This is a genomic window from Lysobacter korlensis (assembly GCF_042434515.1).
Window position 1 is genome coordinate 293,328 of record NZ_JBHLTG010000005.1, and the last position, 18,901, is coordinate 312,228.

At 70.9% G+C, this 18,901-nt stretch carries 22 protein-coding genes; 11 read left to right on the forward strand and 11 right to left on the reverse strand.

Annotated elements, in window-relative coordinates:
- Window positions 1-14: 14 nt before the first annotated feature.
- The 3 genes from ACFFGH_RS20745 to ACFFGH_RS20755 all read right to left on the reverse strand — a co-directional run bounded on the left by ACFFGH_RS20745 (window position 15) and on the right by ACFFGH_RS20755 (window position 2,987).
- Window positions 15-536, reverse strand: a complete 522-nt coding sequence (locus tag ACFFGH_RS20745) for an isoprenylcysteine carboxyl methyltransferase family protein (protein WP_386671863.1) — start codon at window positions 534-536, stop codon at window positions 15-17.
- A complete protein-coding gene (locus ACFFGH_RS20750; RefSeq protein WP_386671865.1) occupies window positions 533-1,594 on the reverse strand; it encodes a type III polyketide synthase in 1,062 nt (353 codons plus the stop codon). The genes ACFFGH_RS20745 and ACFFGH_RS20750 overlap by 4 nt, the downstream gene beginning before the upstream one ends.
- A 76-nt stretch (window positions 1,595-1,670) precedes the next feature.
- A complete protein-coding gene (locus ACFFGH_RS20755) occupies window positions 1,671-2,987 on the reverse strand; it encodes a glycosyltransferase (protein ID WP_386671867.1) in 1,317 nt (438 codons plus the stop codon).
- Window positions 2,988-3,145: 158 nt separating this feature from the next.
- On the opposite strand from ACFFGH_RS20755, the gene proC reads away from it, so the two are divergent.
- Window positions 3,146-3,979, forward strand: coding sequence for a pyrroline-5-carboxylate reductase (proC, locus tag ACFFGH_RS20760; protein ID WP_386671869.1), 834 nt, complete (start codon window positions 3,146-3,148; stop codon window positions 3,977-3,979).
- 62 nt (window positions 3,980-4,041) lie between these two features.
- On the opposite strand, the gene ACFFGH_RS20765 is transcribed toward proC, so the two are convergent.
- Entirely contained in the window at window positions 4,042-4,296 is a 255-nt protein-coding gene (locus ACFFGH_RS20765) for a hypothetical protein (RefSeq protein ID WP_386671871.1), read from the reverse strand.
- Window positions 4,297-4,478: 182 nt separating this feature from the next.
- On the opposite strand from ACFFGH_RS20765, the gene ACFFGH_RS20770 reads away from it, so the two are divergent.
- From ACFFGH_RS20770 to ACFFGH_RS20785, 4 genes are all read left to right on the forward strand, one after another.
- On the forward strand, window positions 4,479-6,563 hold the full coding sequence (locus ACFFGH_RS20770) for a sensor histidine kinase (protein WP_386672421.1): 2,085 nt from the start codon (window positions 4,479-4,481) through the stop codon (window positions 6,561-6,563).
- On the forward strand, window positions 6,560-8,656 hold the full coding sequence (locus tag ACFFGH_RS20775; protein ID WP_386671873.1) for a sensor histidine kinase: 2,097 nt from the start codon (window positions 6,560-6,562) through the stop codon (window positions 8,654-8,656). Before ACFFGH_RS20770 ends, ACFFGH_RS20775 begins: the two co-directional genes overlap by 4 nt.
- On the forward strand, window positions 8,649-9,305 hold the full coding sequence (locus ACFFGH_RS20780; protein WP_386671875.1) for a response regulator transcription factor: 657 nt from the start codon (window positions 8,649-8,651) through the stop codon (window positions 9,303-9,305). The genes ACFFGH_RS20775 and ACFFGH_RS20780 overlap by 8 nt, the downstream gene beginning before the upstream one ends.
- 77 nt (window positions 9,306-9,382) lie before the next feature.
- A complete protein-coding gene (locus ACFFGH_RS20785; RefSeq protein WP_386671877.1) occupies window positions 9,383-9,553 on the forward strand; it encodes a CsbD family protein in 171 nt (56 codons plus the stop codon).
- A gap of 55 nt (window positions 9,554-9,608) precedes the next feature.
- Here the strand turns inward: ACFFGH_RS20785 and ACFFGH_RS20790 are convergent, their stop codons facing one another.
- The 3 genes from ACFFGH_RS20790 to ACFFGH_RS20800 all read right to left on the reverse strand — a co-directional run bounded on the left by ACFFGH_RS20790 (window position 9,609) and on the right by ACFFGH_RS20800 (window position 11,482).
- The gene (locus ACFFGH_RS20790; RefSeq protein WP_386671879.1) at window positions 9,609-9,836 is read right to left on the reverse strand and encodes a hypothetical protein; all 228 of its coding nucleotides are present in this window, start codon (window positions 9,834-9,836) and stop codon (window positions 9,609-9,611) included.
- Window positions 9,837-10,002: 166 nt separating this feature from the next.
- Entirely contained in the window at window positions 10,003-11,304 is a 1,302-nt protein-coding gene (locus ACFFGH_RS20795; protein WP_386671881.1) for an FAD-dependent oxidoreductase, read from the reverse strand.
- Window positions 11,305-11,311: 7 nt separating this feature from the next.
- A complete protein-coding gene (locus ACFFGH_RS20800; RefSeq protein WP_386671883.1) occupies window positions 11,312-11,482 on the reverse strand; it encodes a hypothetical protein in 171 nt (56 codons plus the stop codon).
- Window positions 11,483-11,585: 103 nt separating this feature from the next.
- Between ACFFGH_RS20800 and ACFFGH_RS20805 the strand changes: the two genes are divergently transcribed.
- Both ACFFGH_RS20805 and ACFFGH_RS20810 read left to right on the forward strand, forming a co-directional pair.
- Window positions 11,586-11,942, forward strand: coding sequence for a metalloregulator ArsR/SmtB family transcription factor (locus ACFFGH_RS20805; protein ID WP_386671884.1), 357 nt, complete (start codon window positions 11,586-11,588; stop codon window positions 11,940-11,942).
- An 82-nt stretch (window positions 11,943-12,024) separates the two neighbouring features.
- Window positions 12,025-12,201, forward strand: a complete 177-nt coding sequence (locus tag ACFFGH_RS20810) for a hypothetical protein (protein WP_386671885.1) — start codon at window positions 12,025-12,027, stop codon at window positions 12,199-12,201.
- A gap of 10 nt (window positions 12,202-12,211) precedes the next feature.
- Here ACFFGH_RS20810 and ACFFGH_RS20815 read toward each other — a convergent pair whose 3' ends face one another.
- Both ACFFGH_RS20815 and ACFFGH_RS20820 read right to left on the reverse strand, forming a co-directional pair.
- The gene (locus ACFFGH_RS20815) at window positions 12,212-13,717 is read right to left on the reverse strand and encodes an FAD-dependent monooxygenase (RefSeq protein WP_386671886.1); all 1,506 of its coding nucleotides are present in this window, start codon (window positions 13,715-13,717) and stop codon (window positions 12,212-12,214) included.
- 7 nt (window positions 13,718-13,724) lie between these two features.
- Entirely contained in the window at window positions 13,725-14,357 is a 633-nt protein-coding gene (locus ACFFGH_RS20820) for a cation diffusion facilitator family transporter (RefSeq protein ID WP_386671888.1), read from the reverse strand.
- 132 nt (window positions 14,358-14,489) lie between these two features.
- Here ACFFGH_RS20820 and pstS point away from each other — a divergent pair, with 132 nt between their 5' ends.
- The 3 genes from pstS to ACFFGH_RS20835 are packed head-to-tail and all read left to right on the forward strand — an operon-like array spanning window position 14,490 to window position 17,057.
- Complete coding sequence (gene pstS / locus ACFFGH_RS20825; protein WP_386671890.1) at window positions 14,490-15,590, forward strand: phosphate ABC transporter substrate-binding protein PstS; 1,101 nt, start codon at window positions 14,490-14,492, stop codon at window positions 15,588-15,590.
- A gap of 52 nt (window positions 15,591-15,642) precedes the next feature.
- Window positions 15,643-16,347, forward strand: a complete 705-nt coding sequence (locus ACFFGH_RS20830; RefSeq protein ID WP_386671892.1) for a GAF and ANTAR domain-containing protein — start codon at window positions 15,643-15,645, stop codon at window positions 16,345-16,347.
- Window positions 16,344-17,057, forward strand: a complete 714-nt coding sequence (locus ACFFGH_RS20835; protein WP_386671894.1) for a GAF and ANTAR domain-containing protein — start codon at window positions 16,344-16,346, stop codon at window positions 17,055-17,057. The genes ACFFGH_RS20830 and ACFFGH_RS20835 overlap by 4 nt, the downstream gene beginning before the upstream one ends.
- A gap of 15 nt (window positions 17,058-17,072) precedes the next feature.
- On the opposite strand, the gene ACFFGH_RS20840 is transcribed toward ACFFGH_RS20835, so the two are convergent.
- Window positions 17,073-17,405, reverse strand: a complete 333-nt coding sequence (locus ACFFGH_RS20840) for a hypothetical protein (RefSeq protein WP_386671895.1) — start codon at window positions 17,403-17,405, stop codon at window positions 17,073-17,075.
- Between the two features lie 169 nt (window positions 17,406-17,574).
- Here ACFFGH_RS20840 and ACFFGH_RS20845 point away from each other — a divergent pair, with 169 nt between their 5' ends.
- Complete coding sequence (locus tag ACFFGH_RS20845) at window positions 17,575-18,300, forward strand: GNAT family N-acetyltransferase (protein ID WP_386671897.1); 726 nt, start codon at window positions 17,575-17,577, stop codon at window positions 18,298-18,300.
- A 24-nt stretch (window positions 18,301-18,324) separates the two neighbouring features.
- Here ACFFGH_RS20845 and ACFFGH_RS20850 read toward each other — a convergent pair whose 3' ends face one another.
- Window positions 18,325-18,888 (reverse strand): mismatch-specific DNA-glycosylase, encoded by a 564-nt coding sequence (locus ACFFGH_RS20850; protein ID WP_386671899.1) that lies wholly within the window; start codon window positions 18,886-18,888, stop codon window positions 18,325-18,327.
- Window positions 18,889-18,901: the final 13 nt, after the last annotated feature.

The window sequence follows — 18,901 nt, forward strand, 5'->3', positions numbered from 1 at the left end:
GCGCGAGTCCCCGGTCACGACCGCAGAGCGGCCAGCGCTTGGTTCTCCACGGGGATCCGGAAGCGCAGCAGCAGCCAGGCATTCAGCACGGTGAACACGACGGCGGTGATCCACGCGGTATGCACGAGTGGCAGCGCGATGCCCTCGATCGCGACGACCCAGTAGTTCGGATGCCGGAGCCACGGCAGGCGGTACGGCCCCCGGCGCACGAGGTCGAGTCCCGGCACGACGATGACGCGAGTGTTCCACTGCCGCCCCAGGGACGCGATGATCCAGTACCGGCCCGCCTGGCAGAGCAGCGCCACGACGAGCATCGGCCAGCCGAGCGCGGGAAGGAACGGCCGGTCGAGCAGCACGACCTCCGCCACGCAGGCCACGAGCAGCCCGGTGTGCAGGGCCACCATGAACGGGAAGTGGCTGCGGCCGTACTCGATCCCACCCCGTTCGAACGACCACTTGGCGTTCCGCGTCGAGATGACGAGTTCCACCAGCCGCTCCACACCGGTGGCGAGGACGAGCAGGAGGTATGCGGTCATGCCGCCCAGCGCAGCAGCACGAGCTCGGCGCTGACGCCGGGGCCGAGCGCGAAGAGCAGTCCGTTCGTGGCGGCGGGCTGTGCGCCGATGTCGGCCAGCACGTGCAGCACCGAGGACGACGACAGGTTGCCGACCCGGTTCAGCGAATCCCAGCTGGCGGCGAGCGCGGACTCCGGCAGCCCCAGCCCGGTCGCGAACGTCTCCAGCACCCGCGGCCCGCCCGGATGCGCCACCCACGCGCCCACATCGGCGACGGTGAGCCCGTGCCCGGCGAGGAACGCCGAGACGTCTGGCTCGAAGTTCGCCTCGATGGCGGCGGCGACGCCCGAGCTCAGCACGATCTGGAATCCGGTGTCCCGGACATCCCAGCCGATCACGTCCGAGGTGTCCGGATAGAAGCCGCTGCGGCTGTCGATGATCTCCGGTCCGGCGATGCCGAGCTCCGCGGCGCGTTCGGCACCCGCGATCACCACGGCAGCTGCGCCGTCGCCGAAGAGGCCGCTCGCCACGAAGTTCGCCATGGAGTCGTCGCTGCGCTGGACCGTCAGCGAGCAGAGCTCGACGGAGAGCAGCACGGCGATGTCCCGGGGACGCCCCAGCAGATAGTCGTGGACGCGGGCGAGCCCCGAGGCGCCCGCGACGCAGCCGAGGCCGAACGACGGAACCCGCTTGATGTCGGGACGGAGGCCGAGACGCGGGATCAGCCGGGCGTCGATCGACGGGGCCGAGAGCCCGGTCACCGAGGTGAAGAAGAGGTGGTCGATGTCGGCCGGCTCGAGCCCGGCCGCGACGAGCGCGTGACGTACGGCCCGCTCCGCAAGGTCGGTGCCGACCCGGATCCAGTGGTCGTTCGCGGTGCCGAACGAGCCGAGATCCCGATACGCGTCGATCGGCAGCGCGGTGTAGCGGGTGCCGATCCCTGTGCCGGCGTGCAGCCGTGCGAGCACCGCGCGCTTCGAGGCGTCGGCCGTGAGGAACGACCCGAGCTCCTCGGTGATCTCCAACTGGCTGTAGGCGTAGTCCGGAAGCACCGGGGCGATGCCGATGATCCGCGACATGTCCGCAAAGTACCACGCAGCCCTGTGCGTCCGTCCAAGCCGTCATTTGCAGACTTCTGTCGGCCCCGGGAAGGGATCAGACGGGCACGCGGCTGTCGGACTGCACGCGCTGGCGGTAGATGCCCCGCCCGATCAGGTCGACGAGACCCGCGGCGCGCGGGCTCGCGGCGATGGCGGTGCCGATCCGGGCGCTAGCCTCAGCGAACCGGTCCTCCGCGAGCACCCGGCGCACGGCGTCGGCGACGGCGTCGGCGCGCGGGCTGCCGGTGCGCAGATTGACTCCCGCACCGCTCCACTCCACCCGGGCGGCGACCTCCGGCTTGTCTTCGGTGTCGCCGGCGACGACGAGCGGGATACCGCGCTCGAGCGCCTGGTGCACACCGCCGTAGCCGCCGTTCGTCACCATGACGTCGACCAGCGGCAGCAGCTTGTCGTACGGCAGCATCGGCGCCACCCGCACGTTGGCCGGCACGGGCCCGAGCTCGTCGACGGGGCGGCCACCGGTGCTCACGACGACCAGCACGTCGTCGTCGGCGAGGCCATCGATCGTCGGCCGCACCAGCTCGTCGAAGTCGCGGTTCGCGATGGTGCCCTGCGTCACGTGCACGACGCGCTTCGCGGAGGCGAGGTCACCCCACCAATCCGGGAGCGGGATGCTGGACGGCTCCACTCTCGTGACCGGGCCCACGAATCGCACGTTCCTCGGCAGGTCGCTGCGGTGGTACTCGAACTCCGGCACGGTGCACTGTGCGACGAGGTCAACCAGGGCTGCCGACTCGAGCAGCGACCCGGGCATCCGGTGGCCGGTGAGCTCCTCGATCCGGCTGCGCGCCTCGCGCTGCAGCGGTCCCAGCACGACCCGGTCGGCGCCGAAGGCGAGCAGCCGGTTGCGGAGCCGGCCGACCGGGCCTTGCATCGGCAGCAGGCCGAGCCCGAACGGCGCCGTGTCGGCGCTCGGAACCGCGAGCGGGATGATGCCGAGGCTGACGAGGAAGGGCCGCGAGTCGAGCGGCTCGAGCGCGAGTGCGCCCATCGCGGCGAACATGGTCTCGGCGATGACGGCGTCGGTGGGCTCCGCGGCGAGCGCGGCACGCACGGCGTCGAGCTGCGCGGGGACCGGTGCGAGGAAGATGTGCTTCACGTCGAACTTCACCCGGTTGAGGCCGTCCACGGCGGAGCGGCCGGGGAACGCCGCGTTGAGGTCGCGGTCGTCGTAGTCCGCCTCGGCCGGAAGCGGCAGGAACTCCGCGCCGGCCGCGACGACCGCGTCGCGGTACCGGGCGCCGGTGAGGAAACGCACATGCCAGCCGGCGTCGCGGAGTGCGCGTGCCACGTTGAGCATCGGTGCGACGTGTCCGTGCACCGGGGTGCTGCAGAGGAGTACTGAAGTCATGGCATAAGTCATGCGGGCGGCTCGTCCCACGCAGCAGGGGCTGCCACCCCGAATCGCGGCACCGCTGTCCCGACGCGCCCCGGGACAGGGCTCGCCCGCGGAGCCGGACGGCGGCTCCTCGCATCTGTCGGCCTGAGACCCGGACGTAAACTCGGCGCATGATCTCCTCCGCACAGTCCATCGCCATCCTCGGAGGCGGATCGCTCGCGACGTCGATCTTCGCCGGCCTCAGGCGTGCGCACGCGACGTTCGCGGATGTCCGCGTGACGACGCGCTCACCCGGAAGCGCAACGGGCTGGCGTGAGCTGGGGGTTCCGGCTGTGGCGACCGAGGACGACCCGAGCGCGAACAAGGACGCAGTGCGCCACGCCGACCTCGTGCTTGCCGCGGTGAAGCCTGCGCAGACACCGGCGCTCGTCTCGGAGATCGCGGACAGCCTTCGGCCCGGTGCCGTGGTGGTCAGCCTGGCGGCCGGCGTACGCTGCGCGACGCTCGAGGACCTGCTGCCCGAGGAGGTGGGCGTGATCCGCGCGATGCCGAACACCCCGGCGGCAGTCGGCGCGGCGATGACGGGGCTGTCCCGCGGCGCACATGCGACCGACGCTCAACTGGAGCACACGGCCGCGTTCTTCCGGCTCGTCGGCGAGGTGCTCGTCGTGGAGGAGGCGCAGATGGACGCCTTCGCGGCGGTCGCGGGATCGGGACCCGCCTATGTGTTCTACTTCATCGAGCAGTACACCCGAGCCGCCGCCACGCTCGGCTTCGACCAGGAACAGGCGCGCGTGCTCGCCGAGCGGACGTTCGCCGGCGCAACTGAGCTGCTCATTTCGAGTGGCGCCGAACCGGCAGAGCTCCGCCGACGGGTCACGAGCCCGAAGGGAACGACGGAACGGGCGGTCGCGAAGCTCGAGGAGGCGGAGCTGGAGGCGCTCTTCACCCGCGCTGCCGCGGCCGCGATCGAACGCGCCCGCGAGCTCTCACAGGCCGTCTGAGCCCCTCCTCAGCAGGTCGACCCCCCTTCCGCTGCGTGCAGGGGATCAGCACCCGCCATAGGTCAGCGCCAGGCGTTCAGGATCCCGGGGTTCAGCAGAGCGGGGTCGACGAGCTCGTGCCGCAGCGCGAACACCAGGCCGAACACCAGCAGCGCGACCGCCACCAGCACGGCGATGCCGATCCCGATCCCCCGGCCCATGCTCCGGCGGCGGGATTCGGGCACCGGAGGCTCTGCTGGGCGCACGTCGGTGCGGGCGAGCGCCGGCACCGTGCTCACCGGCACGGTGCTCACCGGCACCGATTCTGATGGGCTCATCGCTCCATTCCCTTCTCTTTCTGAGGCGCGGGTTGCGCCCAGGACCACCGTCGCCGTCGGCCGTCCCGGGCACCCAGTGGCCGAAACCCCGCGGCCGTCACGCGAAATGTCCCGAATCGATCCGGGACACCGGTCCCGTGACGCAGCGGTGCCGACCTGTCACGATGGTTCGCGTGCTGAAAATGCCTGGTGAGACGAGCGCGCGCGTCGTGGCGCTCGTGGCGCTGGGCCTGGGGCTCGCCGGGTGCATCGCCGCCATCGCCCTCGACGTCGTGATCGCACGGCTCGGCGAGACGCCACCGATGTCCGCCGGCTGGTCCGGCGCGCTGCCCGGACTCGCCATGCTGCTCCCCGGCGCGCTCCTCTTCTGGAGGCTGCCGTGGCATCCGATCGCCTCCGTGCTGCTCGGCTTCGGGATGCTGTGGTGCATCGACGGGACCGCGTCCGCGTGGGTGAACTACGCCGCGCTGATCGACCCGGACGCCCCGCTCGCGACCTTCGCGTTCTGGTTCTACGCGCGGTTCGGGGCGGTGCTCCTGCTGCCGTTCCAGCTGCTGCTGCTGCTCTTCCCCGACGGCCGTTTCCCCAGGCGCGGTCCGTGGCGGGTCGTGGCCATCGCGAGTCTCGTCGCCGTCTGCATGATGCCGCTCGCCGAGATCCTGGCGCCCCGTGGTGTCGGAGACGGTTTCGGCGACCCGCACGCGAGCGAGGTGCTCCGCTTCGATCAGCCCGTCTTCACGCTGCCGCTGACCCCCGAGATCTGGGGTGTGATCGGCGTGGTCGTCACCCCGGTCGTCGCCGCCGGGACGTTCGGCTGCCTCGCGGTGGCACTGTCCCGCCGGATCGGCGCCAGCCCGGAGCAGCGCTCCCAGCTGCGGTGGCTGCTGTGGGCCGGCGTGATCTTCATCCTCGACCTGACCGTCGGATTCGTGGTGCTGCCGGAGGGCGTCGTCCGGGAGATCGTCGGCATCTTCGTCATCGCCCTGTTCTGCGTCGCCGTCGTGATCGCCGTCACCCGCTACCGGCTGTACTCGATCGACCGGCTGCTCAGCTGGACCCTCGTCTACGGCCTCATTCTCGGTGGCGTGGTCCTCGTCGACGTCGCACTCGTCGCGCTCGTCGGCTCGGTGCTCGACGAGCGCACCAGCGCGATCGTCGCGGTGCTGATCGTGACGATGCTCTACGCCCCGCTGCGAGAGCGGCTGTTCTCGCTCGCCAGCCGTCTGGTGAACGGCCGGCGCGACGACCCGTACGGAGTCGTGTCGGCGCTCGCGACCCGCCTCGAGGAGTCGGCCGAGTCCGAGCGACAGCTGGAGGACCTGGCGCACGCCGTCGCGGAGGCGTTCGCGTCGTCGTACGTCCGGGTCGAGCTCGACCGGCCGAGCGGCCAGCGCATCGTCGCCGAGAGCGGCACCCCGCGGGCCGAGACGATCACCCTGCCGCTGGAGTATCGTGGCGCGTCGATCGGCCGGATCGAGATGGAGCCGGGACGCCGCCCCAGACTGTCCGAGCGCGACCGGCGTCTGCTCGACGATGTCGCGCGTCAGGCGGCCGCCGCCGTCCTCGCCACCGAGACCAGCACCGAGCTGCAGCGCATCCGCGCGCGCCTCGTCACCGCGCGGGAGGAGGAGCGCTCGCGGCTCCGCCGGCAGCTGCACGACGAGCTCGGCCCGCTTCTCGGCGGCATCAAGCTCCGCCTCGAGGCGGCGCGGAACCTCGGACCCGAGCGGGTCGATGAGGCGCGCGACCTGCTCAGCGATGCAGCCGCAGAGACCTCAGGCGCGGTCGCGGACATCCGGCGTCTTGTGCATGATCTGCGCCCACCCGCACTCGACGACCTCGGCCTCGCCGGCGCGCTCGCGCAGCTCAGGGAGCGCTTCGAGGGCGCCGAGGACCTCGAGATCGAGCTGCACTTCGATGTGCCGGTGAAGCTGCGCCCGGCGGTGGAGGTCGCGGTGTACCGGATCGTCGCCGAGGCCCTGCAGAACGTCGCCCGTCACTCCGGGGCGAAGCACTGCTGGGTCACCGTCGGCGCCGACTGGCCGGACGCCGATCGCATCGCCGTCGAGGTGCTCGACGACGGCGCCGGCATCGCGCCCGACGCGTTCGCGGGTGCGGGCCTCGCCGCTCAGCGTGAGCGCGCGCTGGAGCTCGGCGGCTCCTGGTCGGTCACCGAGCGGGCCGGAGGCGGCACACGGGTGCTGGCCCTGTTGCCGCTCGGAGCCGAGATCCTGAGCGGCGCGACGTTCGAGCCGGTGCCGGCATGAGCGGCGGCACGGCGGCGGCCGGACGCGACGCGATGGCACAGGGGACGGCGGACGAACGTCGCCTGCGTTCCAGCCGCATCGCGGTCGTCGTCTCCGGCGTGCTGTTCCTCGTTATCACGGCGGGCACGATCCCCGCAGACCTGGCGGTGGCGCGGGCCGGCGCCGGCGTGCTGGAGCTCGGCTGGACGACCAACCTCTCGGGCGCCGCGCTCATCGTGACGGGGCTGCTGCTGCTCTGGCGCCTGCCGTGGCACCCGATCGCGACGCTTCTCACCGGCTTCGGCCTGTTCTGGGCGCTTGACGGACTCGCCGCCGCGTGGGCGAATTACGCGGCTCAGCTCGACCCCGAGGTGCCTCTCGGCACGCTCGCCTACTGGTTCGTCGAGCGAATGGGCGCGGGGCTGCTGCTGTTCCTGCCCCTGTTGCTGGTGCTCTTCCCGGACGGGAGGCTGCTGCCGGGAGCATGGCGGTGGGTCGGCATCGCGAGCATCGTGCTGGTCTCGATGATCCTTGTCGGCGGTGTGCTCGCCGACTTCGACCAGGTGTACATCGAACAGGCGAGCACTCCCGAGCGGGAGGCCCTCGACCAGCCCTGGTTCGTGCTCGCATTGCCCGATGCGGCATGGCCGGTGTTCTACGTGGTGACGCAGACCGCTCCGATCCTCGGCACCCTGCTCGCGCTCGTCGTGGCCATCGCCCGATACGTGAAGTCCGACACGGTGGGCCGCTCGCAACTCCGCTGGCTGCTGTGGTCGGGCGCCGTCGTCGCGGTGCTCCTCATCTTCAGCCGCTCCTTCCCGGACGGCTGGGTGATCTGGCTCTTCTTCGTCGCATTCACCCTCATCTCCGTCTCGGTGATGGTGGCGGTGCTGCGGTACAAGCTGTACTCCATCGACCGTCTGCTCAGCTGGACCCTGGTCTACGGGGCGCTCCTCGCCGGTGTGCTGCTCGTCGACGTGGTGCTCGTCGCGGTCATCGGAGCGGCGATCGACGAGCGGACCACCGCCCTCTTCGCGGTGCTCGTCGTCACCCTGCTGTACGCGCCGCTGCGGGAACGGCTGTTCCGGCTCGCGAGCCGCGTCGTGAACGGCCGCCGTGACGATCCGTACGGCGTCGTCTCTGCCCTCGCCGGACGGCTGGAGGAGGCTGCCGACGCGGGCGAGCAGCTCGAGGAGGTCGCGAAGGCGATCGCCGACGCCTTCGCCTCTCCCTACGTGCGTGTCGAGCTGGACCGGCCGGCCGGCGGGACGCTCGCCGCGAGCGCGGGCACCCGGCACGGCGAGACCACCAGCCTGCCCCTGCAGTACCGCGGCGTGCCCATCGGGCGCGTGGTCATGGAGCCCGGCCGGCGTCCGCGGCTGAGCGACCGTGATCAGCGCCTGCTGGTCGACCTGGTGCGCCAGGCCGCCGCCGCCATCCGCGCCAGCGAGCTGAACGCCGAGCTGCAGCGGATCCGTGAGCGCCTCGTCGCTGCCCGCGAGGACGAGAAGCACCGTCTCCGCCGCGACCTGCATGACGGCCTGGGCCCCCTCCTCGCGAGCATCCGTCTGCGCATCGAGACAGCCCGCAATCTGGCAGCCGTCGCCCCGGAGAAGTCCTCGGAGTTCATCCAGTCGGCGATCGCCGACACCACCGAGGCGGTGGCGGACATCAGCCGGCTGGTGTCCGACCTGCGACCCCCGGCGCTCGACGAGCTGGGCCTGGTCCGCGCCCTCGAGCAGCAGTGCGAACGTTTCCGCTCCGCCGACCGCACCGTGCGATTCGCCTCTGATGCCGCCGGGCCTCTCACTGCGGCGGTCGAGGTTGCGGCCTACCGCATCGTCTCGGAGGCACTGAACAACGTCGCGCGGCACTCCGGCGCGACGGAGGCCGAGGTGCGCCTGGAGTACGCGGATGGCGCGCTGAGCGTCGACGTGCGTGACAACGGCCGCGGTATCCGGGAGGATGCGGTGGCAGGGGTGGGCCTGGCGTCGCAGCGCGAGCGCGCCGTGGAGCTCGGAGGCACGTGGGAGGTCACCGCGCGACCCGGCGGAGGAACCATCGTTCGGGCCGTCCTGCCCGTTCTCGAAGAGAAGGAGCTGGCTCATGCCTGACGACGACATCCGGATCGTGCTCGTCGACGACCACCCCGTCTACCGTGAGGGCCTGTCGGCACTGCTCGGCTCGATTGACGGTGTGAGCGTGATCGGCACCGCCGCGGACGGTGAACAGGCGATCGCGCTCGTCTCGCGCGAGCAGCCAGACGTGGTGGTGATGGATGTGCAGATGCCAAACATGGACGGCATCGAAGCCACCCGGCAGATCGTGGCCGAGAGCCCGCACATCGGCGTGGTGGTGCTCACCATGTCAGAGGACGACGAGACCGTCTTCCAGGCGATGCGCGCGGGCGCCCGAGGCTATCTGCTGAAGGGGGCCGGCCAGGAGGAGATCCTGCGCGCGATCCGGTCCGTGTCGAGCGGCGAGGTCGTGTTCGGGGCTGCGATCGCGCGTCGCGTCGCGGAGTTCTTCGCCGGCGGGCAGAGCGCCGCGCCGACGCACTACGCGTTCCCCCAGCTCACCTCACGCGAGCGGGAGATCCTCGAGCTGCTCGCGGGGGGACGCAGCAACCCGCAGATCGCGACCACCCTGTTCCTCTCCCCGAAAACCGTCCGCAACAATGTGTCGAACATCTTCACCAAGCTGCAGGTGGCGGACCGAGCCGAGGCGATCATCCGGGCCAGAAACGCGGGACTCGGTCGCTGACAGCCGGCTGACAGGAATTCACCCGCCTCTCAGGTGCACCGGCAACGCTGGGAACACCCCAACGAAAGGAGCGGCCAATGGGACTCGACGACAAGATCCAGAACGCCAGCGAGAAGTTCGGCGGCAAGACGAAAGAGAACGTCGGTGAGGCCACGGGCGACCGCGACCTCCAGGCCGAGGGCAAGGCTGACCAGACGAAGGGCAGCCTGAAGCAGGCTGGCGAGAACATCAAGGACGCGTTCAAGTAGGCACACGTCCACACACACGAAGGGCCACCGGAGATCCGGTGGCCCTTCTGCTGTGTCAGCGCGCGGCGTACAGGTCGTAGCGCGTGGTGCGTGCACCGACCATGAACCAGGCCAGCGCACCGAGGAGCGGAATCCCGAGGATCACCACGATCCACATCAACCGCACCGGAAGGATCAGCCACGGCGTGAGCACCACTTGCCCAGCCGCCACGATCACGATCGTGAGCATTCCCGCAAGCGCGATCGCACCGCCAGCGAGCCCCAACAGAACCATCGAATCCATCTCGAACCCCCCTGTTCCCCCTGGGAATATTGGGCTCAGGGTAGGTGCTGCGCTGCTCCCGCGCCGTTGCGTCCCCCGGCGTGTCGGGGAAACCGCCGACCCTCGCACTGGGGGTGTGTGGCTCGCAACCCGACCGGTCGGCGCCCCGTATTGCACCCTCCGGCGCTCAGCAGCAGGAGCCGGCGACGTCCGTCGAGCACACCCCAGTGGCGGGAAGCCGCAGCTGCACCCGGGCCGCCGACTCGAGGTCTCCGTCGAGGTACGCGGCGACCGAGCGCACCTGCTCGTAGCCGGTGGCGAGCAGGAACGTGGGCGCGCGACCGTAGCTCTTCATGCCGACGACGAAGAAGTCCTTCTCCGGGTGGCGCAGCTCCGCGAAGCCATGCGGCTCAACCGTGCCGCATGAGTGCACGTTCGGGTCGATGAGCGGCGCGAGGCGGCGGGGCGCCTCGACGATCTCATCGAGGTCCAGGCGGATCTCACGAAGCATTCCGAGGTCGGGCCGGAACCCCGTGGCGGCCACGACCTCGTCGGTGCGCAGCTCGACCGGTTCCCCGGCTTGCGTTCCAGCCAGCGCGACGGCACCATCCTCGGCCCGATGAAGCCGCGAGAGCTCGAACCGGCGCACCAGCTGAATCACACCGGAGTCCACCAGCCGCTGCAGCCGGCCGCCGATCGCGGCGCGGGCGGACAGCCCGTCGTCCTCGGACGACCCGATCCGCACTGCGCCGTCGTTCCGGATGGCCCACGTGACGCGGGTCCCGGGCGCTTCCGCGGCGAGCGCCGCGAGATTCAGCAGCGTATTGGCCGCGGAGTGACCCGCCCCGAGCACGGTGGTGTGCCGGCCCGCGAAGCGTTCGCGGTGCGCCCCGAGCACGTCGGGCATCGCCGGGCTGATCGCGTCCCGGACGTTCTCGGCACCGAGCGGCTCAAGCCCGTTCGAGGCGAGACCGTTGGGATGGAAGAAGGTGCCCGACGCGTCGATCACCGCGCGCGCGGTCAGCTCGGTTCCCCCGTCGGGTGTGACCACCCGCAGGGTGAATGAGGCGTTCTCCCGCCCGGCGGAGCGCGTGCGGTCCATCCCCGTCCGCGTCACGGCAGTCACCGCACTGCGGGTGCGGATGTGCGACGCGAGCGCGGCCGCAAGCGGGGCGAGGTACCCCTCGACCAGCTCGGCACCCGTCGGGATCGCCGCCGCGCTCGGCGCCGTCCAGCCGTCCGACTCGAGCAGCCGTCGCGCGGCGGGGGCGATCAGCAGCTCCCACGGTGAGAACAGCCGAATGTGGCCCCACGCGGCGACCGCCGCCCCGGCGGAGTCGCCGGCCTCAAGCACGATCGCCTCCACGCCGCGTTCCCGCAGCTCCGCTGCGGCGGCGAGGCCCACCGGACCGGCTCCGATGATGGCGACGGGCAGGTCGCGGCCGGTCTTTGCGACCACGGCCGTCTGGCGGGTGTCGAGCAGCGTCATCCCGGCCTCAGCAGCAGACCGGCGCGGTGGACACTGGAACCGCGGCCGCGACGGGCGACGGTGCCGGGCGCTCTGCACGCGCAGGCCGCCGCCGCGCGGTGCGCTCCGCCTTCTCGAGCAGCTCACGGTGCTCCACGTGGTGGACGGCGAGCCAGCCGTCCGCATTCATTCCGTACATTCTCCGCTCCCTGTGATCCTGCATCGACGGTCATCGATGAACGTCGATGAACCCGAGTATTCCGGCTATATCGATGAGTGTCAATGTTCGATAGGATGAACGCATGGCATCTGGCACGGTCCTCCCGATCGCAGACGTCGCAGCGTGCTGCGCACCCCTCACGCGCGACACGCTGGCCGCCGAGGACGCGGAGAAGCTGGCGCGATCGCTGAAGGCGCTGGCGGACCCCGCCAGGCTGCGGCTGGTGTCGCTCGTGGCGGCATCCGACGGCGCGGAGGCGTGCGTGTGCGACCTCACCGAGCCGCTCGGTCTCAGCCAGCCGACCGTGTCGCACCACTTGAAGGTGCTCGTCGACGCCGGCTTCCTCACCCGCTCGCAACGGGGAACCTGGGCGTACTACACGCTCGTCCCGGGATCGCTGGACGCCGTCTCGCGGCTCCTGGTCAGCGCCCGATCCTGAGCGAATCCCGGAAATCCTGCGCACCGGGCGCGTCGCATTTCGCCGTTCCCCATGCATAGGTATGCTCGACGCCAGGTACCCCATGAGCAGCAAGCGCGAGAACAGCACCGACGATCCCGACCGCGAGCGTGACGCCTCGGTCCCCCTCCTGCGCACCTGGTGGAGCGAGCTCTCCGTGGCCGCAAAAGTGCTCGTTCCCATGACGGCCGCTGTGCTGGTCTTCGTCACCGCGAACGCCATGCCGGCGTTCATCTTCTGACAGCCGAATCTCAGTCCCGCAGCTGCTCGAGGACCGTGGCGAAGCGGATCAGGGCGTGCGCCGGCGAGCCCGCCGCTGCGACGAAACCGTCGGGCCGCACGAGATACAGCCGGTCGCGGCGCAGCTCCGCGGAGAAGCCCGGCGACGCGAACACCTGAACGTCGACGCCCAGCCGCGCTGCGGTCGCCTCCGCCGCTGATCGCAGGGCGCGCGAATAGGCGTGCACCTGCCAGGTGAACGAGCGCAGGCAGGCGAAGTTCTCGCCGCTCCACCTCAGCCGCCGTCCGACGACGCGGCCGCGGCGGCCGCGTGATGCCCATTCGGCCTCAGGCGACATCCAATAGTGGATGCGCGTCTGCGAGAGGTACGAGAACAGCCGGGCCCCGAACGGCAGCCGGGGGACGACGCGCACCGCGAACCGCCCAGCGACCGGCATCACGCGGCTCCGCACGAAGCGCGCCAGTCCGTGCTCCGACGTGACGGCGCCGAAGATCCGATCCGTCGTCGACACCAGCCGCAGCGCCACCGGGCGACGTTCGGCCCCGTACCGGTCGAGGGACCGCTCCCCCGCGCGGCCGGTCAGCACGTCGCCCAGCTTGTAGGCGAGATTGTGGGCGTCCTGCATGCCGGTGTTCATTCCTTGCGCGCCGACCGGCGAATGGACATGGGCGGCGTCACCCGCGAGGAAGAACGGTCCGTCGCGGAACTCCGCGGCGATGCGATGGTGCACACGGTAGGTGGAGAACCAGCGGGCGCGCTCGTAGGTGACGGAGAACACGTCGGACAGCCGGGGCCGCACCGCCTCCTCGGCCACCGCCTCGCCCGTCGGGTTCCGCACCACGCCGAGCAGGCGCGCGTCCTCGCCGCCCATCGGGAAGGCGAGCAGGAAGTCGAGCGGCGCCATTCGGATGTTGATGTGGCCGGGCACGATGCCCTGCGCGCGCACACCGTCGAGCACGAAGTAGGTGTACGGATTGGTCTCGCCCTCAAACGGGATGCCGCGCAGCTTCCGCACCAGGGATGACGTCCCATCGGTTCCGACGCAGAAACGCGCCCGCACGCTGCCGTCGGAGAGCACGGCCCGCACCGGTCGGACACCGTCCAGCAGCTCGAGGCTGAGCAGCGCCGAGTTCCACCGCACTTCTCCCCCGAGCCGCCGGAGGTTCTCCACCAGCAGCTCCTCGTTGGCGCTCTGCTCGAGCACGTACATCCGCGGGAAGGGACTGACCCTGCCCCCGAGCGCCGGCAGGCTCACGGCCCGGAACGCGGTGCCGCGGTACCCGGGGACCACCCCGCGCGCGGGCGTGCAGCGGGCGAGTACGCGATCCGCCATTCCGAGCTGGTCGTAGAGCTCCATGGTGCGCGCCTGCACGCCCAGCGCACGTGACTCTCGCGTCGGGCCGGGCTTGCCGTCGATCAGCAGCGCCGAGACGCCGAGCTTCGCGAGGCAGTTCACAAGCATGAGGCCGGTGGGCCCGGCTCCGACCACGAGCACGTCGGTCGTCTGCTCCGCCACGCGATCCTCAGTCCCCGTCGTCGTCGGCGAGTTCGCCGTGCCAGGCCTCGAATCCCTCGTGCACGGCGAAGGCGGCGATCACGAATCCGGCGACGGGGTCGAGCCAGGCCGCTCCGGTGAGCGCGAAGAGTGCCAGGCCGACGAAGGTCGAGATGCTGAGCAGCACGCAGATCCGCGTCTCGGCCGCGTCCGCCAGGATCAGGTTGTCGCCGAGGCGCAACCCGACTCGGCGCTTCGCGGCAGCGAGGACGGGCATGACGAGGAGCGACGCGCCCAGCACGACCAGTCCGAGCACGCTGGTGTCCGGCCGCTCCCCCGACATCAGGCTGAGGATGCCGTCGACCGTCACGTAACCGGCGAGCAGGAAGAAGGTGAGCGCAACGAGCCGCAGCGCCAGCCGCTCACGCGCCTCATCCGGCCTCCCCGACCGCAGCCGCGCCGAGAGCCGCAGCGCCACCAGCACGCCGGAGATCGACTCGATGCCCGAGTCGATGCCGAACCCGATGAGCGAGACCAACCCGGCCGCCACGCCGGCACTCACGGCGACGACTCCCTCGACCACGTTGTAGCCGACGGTGAACTGCGCAAGCCGGAGGCCACGGCGGGTGAGGCGGTCGACGTCGGTCGCGGTGTCAGGCACATGCCCTCCGATCGGGGAACCAGGCGTCCTGCTGCCACGGTATGCCGTCCCGCCGGATCCGGCCACCCCGCCTGCGCCGTCCGTCTGCCACCCCCGGAAGCCCGGCGCAGGTTCAGCCCGTAGTGTCGTACTGTGAGCGACTCGAGCATCTCCGCGCGCCCGCGGACCGCCCTCCGGTCGGGCCGCTTTGGCGCCGCAGCGCTCTCTGCACTGCTGCTCGTCGGCTGCGCCGTGAACGAGACGGCTGCGGAGCCCGGTCCCCTCCAGGGCGTGCTCGTCGGCGCCGGGTCCTCCGCTCAGTCGATCGCCCAGGAGGTCTGGGTGTCGGAATTCCAGACCGCGAACGGCGGTGTCCGGATCGACTACGACCCGGTCGGCTCCGGCGCCGGACGTGAGCAGTTCATCGAGGGCGGAGTGGACTTCGCCGGTTCCGATGCGGCACTGAGTGAAGACGACCTCGAACGGGAGTTCGCAGGCTGCGCACCCGGCTCGAAGGCGCTCGACCTCCCGGTCTACGTCGCCCCGCTGGTGCTCATCTTCAACATCGACGGCGTCGAGCGGCTGAACCTCGACCCGGATGCGATCGCCGGGATCTTCTCCGGCCGGATCGAGCGCTGGAACGACCCCGCGCTCGCGGCGCTGAACCCCGACGTGGAGCTGCCGGACGAGATCGTCACAGCCGTCCACCGCTCGGACCCGTCGGGCACCACCAAGAACTTCACCGACTACCTCCACGCGAACTCACCGGAGATCTGGCCCGACGAGGCGGCCGACGAGTTCCCGTACGGCGGCGAGGCAGCGCAGGGCAACTCCGGCGTCGTGAACTCCGTGACCACCGGGCGCAACACGATCGGGTACGTGGATGCGTCGCGCGCGGACGACCTGCCGGTCGCGGCGCTGCAGGTCGGCGACGAGTTCGTCGAGTACTCCGCGGAGGCCGCCGCCAGGGTCCTCGACGAGTCGCCGCTCGCCGAGCGCCCGAACGAGCACGATCTCGTCGTCGAGGTCGACCGCACCAGCACGGCGGACGGCGTGTACCCGCTGGTGCTGGTCAGCTACGCCATCGCGTGCGAGGAGTACCCGGACGAGCGGACCGCCGAGCTGGTGCGCGCCTACCTGAGCTATGTGGCCAGCCGCGAGGGTCAGCTCGAGGTCTCGGACCTGGCGGGCTCGGCGCCGCTCTCCGAGGAGTTCTCCGCGGAGGTGCTGGAGGCGGTGGCCGCGATCCGCTGAGCGGATCCTTCCGATCCCGCCGCTCCTACCGTACGGCGGGTACCGTTGGGGCATGCCGGATTTCCAGCAGGCGGCGAACGCGCTGTCCCGCGCGGAAGACGACCCTGCGGCCATGACGCAGGCGCTCGTCGACTTCCTGCCGGTGAGCGGGGCGTCGGTCTCCACCATCGGCGACTTCCTCGGCACCGAGACACTCGCCGCCAGCGACGGGGTGATCGCACGGATCGATGAGCTGCAGTTCGATCTCGGCGAAGGGCCGTGCTGGGACGCCCTCGCCACACTGCAGCCGGTCATCGAGCCCGATCTGGAGGGACGACCGCAGCACAGCTGGCCCGCGTTCTCCCGGGCGCTCGCGGACCACGGCGTGGCAGCCATCTTCGCATTCCCGCTCGCCGTCGGACCGCTGCGCATCGGCGCCATCGACCTGTACGCCATCACTCCGACGCCACTCGGCGAGGAGCGGACGACCGAGGCGACCGCGCTTGCCTCCATCATCAGCCGGCACGTGCTGCGCGATGCGCTCCGCTCAGCGGGCAGCGACGGTCAGGGCGCCGCGGGGCCGTACTCCCGCCGCGCCGTCCACCAGGCGACCGGATTCGTCATCGCGCAGTGCGGGATCTCGGCTGAGGACGCCCACCTGCTGATGCAGGGTCATGCGTTCGCCCAGGGCCTGTCCATGGATGAGATCGCCCGCGACGTGATCTCTGGCCGGCTCACCTTCACCGCGACCGGCACGACGATCGGAGATTCCCGATGACGGCCGTCACCCGCGAGGCGCAGCTCTTCGAGAGGCTCGCTTCGCTCGCCGACACCCTGGTGGCCGGCTACGACGTCGTCGAGCTGCTGCAGGGGCTCGTGGACTCCTGCGCCGAGCTGCTCGACGTCAGCGCCGCGGGGCTGCTGCTCGCCGATGCCGACGGGCACCTCGAGCTCGTGGCCTCGACGAGCGAGGAGAACCGGCTCGTCGAAGCCATGCAGGTGGCTGCCGCGGCGGGACCGTGCATCGAGTCCTTCCGAACCGGCTCGGTGGTTTCGCTGCCCGACGTGAGGGACGCGCCGCCGGAGTGGCCGGACTTCCAGCGTGCCTGCATCGAGAACGGATTCGCGTCCGTCTACGCGATTCCCCTTCGGCTCCGGGACACCACGATCGGCACGCTGAACCTGTTCCGTCCGGCGCCGGGGCCGCTGAATGACCGCGACGCCCAGGCGGCCCAGGCGCTTGCCGACATGGCCACCATCGGCATCCTGCACGAGCGGACCTGGCGGGAGGCGGACACCGTGCGCGCTCAGCTGCAGGCGGCGCTCACGTCGCGCATCGTCATCGAGCAGGCGAAGGGAGTGCTGGCGCAGACACACCGCATCCCCGTGGACGACGCGTTCCTGGTGCTGCGGAGGTATGCGCGGGACCACCAGCTTCCGCTCGGTGAGGTCGCTCAGCGGCTCGTCGATCGCACGCTGATCTTCTAGCTGTCGCGCTACAACTCAGTATTCGTAACCCTCCATCGCAGGAGCGACCTCCGCTGCGACGGCATGCATCGGGCTGCTCAGCCTGGTCACATCCGCACGCATCCGGTCGACGAATGCGCGGTCGGTCAGTTCCCGGCCGGCCAGGTACATCGTCTCCGTAGCCATCTGCGTCGTGGCGGTGAGGAGGACGGCGATCCGCCCGATCGACCCGTCCACCGCGCGCGTCGGAACCGAGACGATGTCGACCTGACCGCGCACCGCCACCCATCGCGCGTACTCGATCAGCACCTGCGCGATGTCGGACCCCGTGACGAAGGAGCTGCCGGCACCGTGATGCACGCGTTCCACAGCCACCTCCGATTGACGTCGATCATGTTCGACGGTCCCGAGGTTCAGGGCCGATCCGCGACGGTACCACGCAGGGCCCGGGATACCCCTGTGCGTCTGCGGAGCATCAGCACCTTGCGCGGCCCCCCGTGCGGCAGCACCATGGGCTGTGTCGACCGAAGGAGCGCCGATGGAACGCCGTAGCGTCGTCGGCCAGGCCGTCGCCGACCACATCGACACGCATCTGGTGCGCGGTGAAGCCGGACGGACCCCTGATGCCGCCTGGTACCGTACGGGCGCACCGACCGAGCATCTCAACGGCGTCGTGTGGCTCTCCGGGTCCGCCGACGCGGAGTTCGTCCGGCGTCTGCGGGAAGGCTTCGCCCCGACACCGTTTCTCTGGAACGCCTGGCCGGAGCTGAATCGGGGGCGCGACGACGCGGCCCTTCTCGCTGCCGGGCTCGAGTTCCAGGAGGAAGAGCCGCTGATGACCATGCCGCTGGACCGCGCGCCGCGGGGTGAGACGGCGGCGGTCGTCGACGTGACGAACGATTCGCGCATCCAGCACTGGCTCCGAGTGTGGATCGGGGACCCCTCCTTGCCGGACATGCCCGACATGGCCGCAGCGGTCCGGCTCGCCGGGAACGCCGCCCGGTATCTGCTGCTCGAGCAGGATGGGGTGCCCGCGAGCTGCGCCACGGTGGTCGTGGCAGGCGAGGTCGGCGCGGTGGAGAACGTCGTCACACGATCGGACCTGCGCCGCCGCGGGCTCGGCACCACGGTCACCGTAGCGGCCCTGCAGCACGCGCACGCGATGGGCGCGCGGCGGGCCGTGCTGACCGCGTCGCCCGATGGCGAGGGGATCTACCGGCGCCTCGGCTTCGACCCCGTCACCACGGTGCGCCGCTACGCCTGACTCCGCGCCGCAGCCGACGCCGGGTCACAGCACGCCGGCGGCCCGGGCTGGTGCGGCGTATGCGGCCGCAAGTGCTTCCAGATCGTGATGCGCGTTCAGGCCGCTCGGGTTGGGCACCACCCACAGCTCGACGCCCGCCAGGTCATTCGGCTGTCGGCCGAGCGTCGCCTTCGGGATGCCGAACGCGTGCCGGTATGCGCTCACCCCTGCGATGGCGACGACCCGCGGCCGCCACAGCGCCACCCGTTCCTCGAGCAGCAGCGCACCCGCCCGGAGCTCCCCCGCGGTGAGCTCGTCGGCGCGAGCCGTCGCCCGGGCGACCAGGTTCGTGATGCCGATCCTGCGCGAGATCAGATGCCCCCGGTCGGCGTCGCCCATTCCGTCGCCGGCCCGGATCTGGTGGCGGGTGATGCCCGCTGCGGCGAGCGCGGGGTAGAACCGGTTGCCCGGACGGGCGAAGTGGGCGCCCGTCGCCGCGGTCCACAGTCCAGGGTTGATGCCGACGAAGAGGAGCCTCAGGCCTGGTCCGACGAGGTCATCGACGGTGGCGTCGCGGAAGGCGAGGAGCTGCGCGCGGGTGAATCCCATGTCCTCGCCTTCC

Bases quoted from the DNA above. Each gene is read 5' to 3' on its own strand.
- ACFFGH_RS20745 (WP_386671863.1), bottom strand. From the start codon at position 536: ATGACCGCATACCTCCTGCTCGTCCTCGCCACCGGTGTGGAGCGGCTG.
- ACFFGH_RS20765 (WP_386671871.1), bottom strand. From the start codon at position 4,296: ATGAGCCCATCAGAATCGGTGCCGGTGAGCACCGTGCCGGTGAGCACG.
- ACFFGH_RS20775 (WP_386671873.1), top strand. From the start codon at position 6,560: ATGAGCGGCGGCACGGCGGCGGCCGGACGCGACGCGATGGCACAGGGG.
- ACFFGH_RS20755 (WP_386671867.1), bottom strand. From the start codon at position 2,987: ATGACTTCAGTACTCCTCTGCAGCACCCCGGTGCACGGACACGTCGCA.
- ACFFGH_RS20795 (WP_386671881.1), bottom strand. From the start codon at position 11,304: ATGACGCTGCTCGACACCCGCCAGACGGCCGTGGTCGCAAAGACCGGC.
- ACFFGH_RS20805 (WP_386671884.1), top strand. From the start codon at position 11,586: ATGGCATCTGGCACGGTCCTCCCGATCGCAGACGTCGCAGCGTGCTGC.
- ACFFGH_RS20810 (WP_386671885.1), top strand. From the start codon at position 12,025: ATGAGCAGCAAGCGCGAGAACAGCACCGACGATCCCGACCGCGAGCGT.
- ACFFGH_RS20830 (WP_386671892.1), top strand. From the start codon at position 15,643: ATGCCGGATTTCCAGCAGGCGGCGAACGCGCTGTCCCGCGCGGAAGAC.
- ACFFGH_RS20845 (WP_386671897.1), top strand. From the start codon at position 17,575: ATGGAACGCCGTAGCGTCGTCGGCCAGGCCGTCGCCGACCACATCGAC.
- proC (WP_386671869.1), top strand. From the start codon at position 3,146: ATGATCTCCTCCGCACAGTCCATCGCCATCCTCGGAGGCGGATCGCTC.
- ACFFGH_RS20835 (WP_386671894.1), top strand. From the start codon at position 16,344: ATGACGGCCGTCACCCGCGAGGCGCAGCTCTTCGAGAGGCTCGCTTCG.
- ACFFGH_RS20790 (WP_386671879.1), bottom strand. From the start codon at position 9,836: ATGGATTCGATGGTTCTGTTGGGGCTCGCTGGCGGTGCGATCGCGCTT.
- ACFFGH_RS20770 (WP_386672421.1), top strand. From the start codon at position 4,479: ATGCCTGGTGAGACGAGCGCGCGCGTCGTGGCGCTCGTGGCGCTGGGC.
- ACFFGH_RS20850 (WP_386671899.1), bottom strand. From the start codon at position 18,888: ATGGGATTCACCCGCGCGCAGCTCCTCGCCTTCCGCGACGCCACCGTC.
- ACFFGH_RS20800 (WP_386671883.1), bottom strand. From the start codon at position 11,482: ATGTACGGAATGAATGCGGACGGCTGGCTCGCCGTCCACCACGTGGAG.
- ACFFGH_RS20780 (WP_386671875.1), top strand. From the start codon at position 8,649: ATGCCTGACGACGACATCCGGATCGTGCTCGTCGACGACCACCCCGTC.
- ACFFGH_RS20785 (WP_386671877.1), top strand. From the start codon at position 9,383: ATGGGACTCGACGACAAGATCCAGAACGCCAGCGAGAAGTTCGGCGGC.
- ACFFGH_RS20750 (WP_386671865.1), bottom strand. From the start codon at position 1,594: ATGTCGCGGATCATCGGCATCGCCCCGGTGCTTCCGGACTACGCCTAC.